This is a genomic window from Rathayibacter sp. SD072 (assembly GCF_017355185.1).
In the GTDB taxonomy this organism is placed as follows: domain Bacteria; phylum Actinomycetota; class Actinomycetes; order Actinomycetales; family Microbacteriaceae; genus Rathayibacter.
This window is the reverse complement of record NZ_JADILJ010000096.1, coordinates 1-2,661: the sequence shown is the minus strand read 5'-3', so window position 1 is coordinate 2,661 and position 2,661 is coordinate 1. Positions and strand designations below refer to the sequence as shown.

The following is a 2,661-nucleotide window of genomic DNA, read 5'->3' as shown; positions in this document are numbered from 1 at the left end:
AGGCCGAGCACTTCGCCTCCATCGCGGCCAAGGCCCGCGCGAAGGTGCAGCGCTCACTCCGCTGACCGGAAGAGAACTTCACAGGACGCCATCACGACAGGCGTCGACGCTCGCATCGGAACGGCCGGTCGAGCACGACCACGAAGGAGAAACATCATGGGCATCATCGGATTCCTCATCCTCGGACTCATCGCCGGAGCCATCGCGAAGGCGATCCTCCCGGGCCGTCAGGGCGGCGGATGGATCATCACGCTCGTCCTCGGCGTCGTCGGCGCCCTCCTCGGAGGCTTCATCGGCAGCGCGATCTTCGGTCGCGGCCTCGAGAACTTCTTCGACCTCGGCACCTGGGCGCTCGCCATCGTCGGCGCCCTGATCGTGCTGCTCGTCTACGGCGCGATCACCGGTCGCAAGTCCCGCGCGTAAGTCAGCGCACCGCGCTCCTTGAGCGCGACGACGAGGGCCCTCGGCATCCGTGCCGGGGGCCTTCGCCGTTCCCGGGGCACGACCCGGCCCGCCCGTACACTGGAAACCCCCAACCGACGGGAGACCCTGCCGTGGTCCGCGCCTCCCTCGTCACGACCGTGGCGGACGCCCTGCTCGACGACATCGTCGCGGGGGTCCTCGAGGTCGGCTCCGAGCTGCCGAGCGAGGCCGAGCTCGCCGAGCAGCACGATGTGAGCCGCGTGACGATGCGCGAGGCGCTCAAGCGGCTGCAGGGCCTGGGCGTGCTGGACGTCCGGCGCGGCAAGCGCGGCTCGGTCGCGCCCCTCGCCCTCTGGACCGATCTGGCCTCGATCCTGCGCGTGACGGCGCGCGGCGCTGATCCCGGAGTGACCGAGCTGCAGCTGATCGAGGTGCGCGAGATGATCGAGAGCGGAGCGGCCGCACTGGCCGCCGTCCGCCGCTCCGACGCCGACCTCGAGGAGCTCGAGCGGCTGCTGAGCGGCATGCGCGCGGCGCACGACGCCGACGACGTCGCCGCGTTCGTCGAGGCCGACATCGCCTTCCACGACGTGATCCTGCGCGCGACCGGCAACGTCTTCGTCGGCACGGTCTTCGCCCCGCTCTCGCGGGTGATGCGCGAGAAGCGGGCGCAGACGTCGGCGATCGAGCGGATCCAGCGCCGGGCGATCGCGAAGCACGCCGCGGTCCTCGAGGCGGTGCGGGCCGGCGAGCCCGAGGGCGCGCGCCGGGCGATGGCGGACCACATGAAGCAGACGGCGGACGACTTCCGCGAGCACGTCCTGCCGACCCTGCGCTGAGCCGTGATCCGGGCGGGCTTGACGATGCTCCTTCAACTTGTATGATATCTGCTATCAGCTACAAAGGAGTGATGATGGAAGAGTCGAGCGCCCTCGCGGGCCACCCCGAGCACGTCCCGGTCGATGCGGCCGAGGTCGCCGCGACCGTCCAGCGGAGCGGCCGGGTGCTGATCGTCCTGGACGACGACCCCACGGGCACGCAGTCGGTCGCCGATCTGCCGGTCCTCACCTCCTGGGAGACGGCGGACTTCGACTGGGCGCTGGCGCAGGGCGCCCCCGCCGTCTACGTCCTCACGAACACGCGGAGCCTGGACCCCGAGTCGGCCGCCCGGCGCAACCGCGAGATCGTCGCCCACGCGACGAGCGCGGCCGGCGCCGCCGGCACTCCGATCGTCTTCGTCAGCCGCGGCGACTCGACCCTGCGCGGGCACTACCCGCTCGAGACCGACGTCATCGAGCAGACGGTGCGGGAGTCGACCGGCCACGGCTTCGACGCCGTGCTGCTGGTGCCCGCGTTCCCCGATGCCGGCCGCGTCACGATCGGCGGCGTCCACTTCATGCGCACGCCGGACGGGCTCACTCCGATCGCCGAGACCGAGTTCGCCCGCGACGCGACGTTCGGCTACTCCTCCTCCGACCTCGCCGACTACGTCGCCGAGAAGACGCAGGGCCGCTGGAGCGCCGAGCAGGTCGTCCGCCTGGACCTGAGCGTGCTGCGCGGCGGGGTCGACGGCATCGTCCGGGCACTCCTGCCGCTGACGGGCTCCGTCCCGGTCATCGTCGACGCCGTGCACGAGGACGACATGCGACTGCTGGCGCTGGGTCTCGCGGCGGCGGAGGAGACGGGCAAGCGGTTCCTCTTCCGCGTCGGCCCGCCGTTCGTCCGCGCCCGCATCGGCCAGGAGGTGCACCCTCCGCTCACCGCGGAGGACGTCTACGGAGCGAGCGGGAGCGACGCCGTCGGCGGCCTGATCGTGGTCGGCTCGCACGTGGGGCTCACGTCGCGCCAGCTCGCCGTCCTCACGGCGCAGGGCGCGCTGGAGCAGACCCTCGAGATCGACGTCGAGGCCGTGCTGGCCGAGGACGCCGCCCACCTCGACGGGATCGTCGACGCCGCGGTCGACGCGCTGGGCCGCGGCGACGTCGCGGTGCACACCAGCCGCCTCCTCCGCCGCACGGACGACAAGGACGAGAGCCTCGACATCTCGCGGCGGGTCTCGGCCGCGGTCGTCGAGGTCGTGCAGCGCGTCCTCGCGCGCACGCGACCCCGCTTCGTCATCGCCAAGGGAGGCATCACGTCCAGCGACGTGGCCACCTCCGGGCTCGGCATCCGGCACGCGATCGTGCGCGGACCGATGCTGCCCGGGATCGTCTCGCTCTGGGAGCCGGTCGACGGCCC

General features: G+C 72.2%; 3 protein-coding genes. All 3 read left to right on the top strand.

Annotation, left to right across the window (positions count from 1 at the left end; all coding sequences use genetic code 11):
* Nucleotides 1-156: 156 nt before the first annotated feature.
* Complete coding sequence (locus IOC53_RS18515) at nucleotides 157-423, top strand: GlsB/YeaQ/YmgE family stress response membrane protein (RefSeq protein WP_207408070.1); 267 nt, start codon at nucleotides 157-159, stop codon at nucleotides 421-423.
* A gap of 131 nt (nucleotides 424-554) precedes the next feature.
* The gene (locus IOC53_RS18510; RefSeq protein ID WP_207408068.1) at nucleotides 555-1,262 is read left to right on the top strand and encodes a FadR/GntR family transcriptional regulator; all 708 of its coding nucleotides are present in this window, start codon (nucleotides 555-557) and stop codon (nucleotides 1,260-1,262) included.
* Between the two features lie 71 nt (nucleotides 1,263-1,333).
* Nucleotides 1,334-2,661, top strand: a 1,328-nt coding sequence (locus IOC53_RS18505; protein ID WP_207408066.1) for a four-carbon acid sugar kinase family protein, incomplete at its 3' end; no start/stop codon positions are given.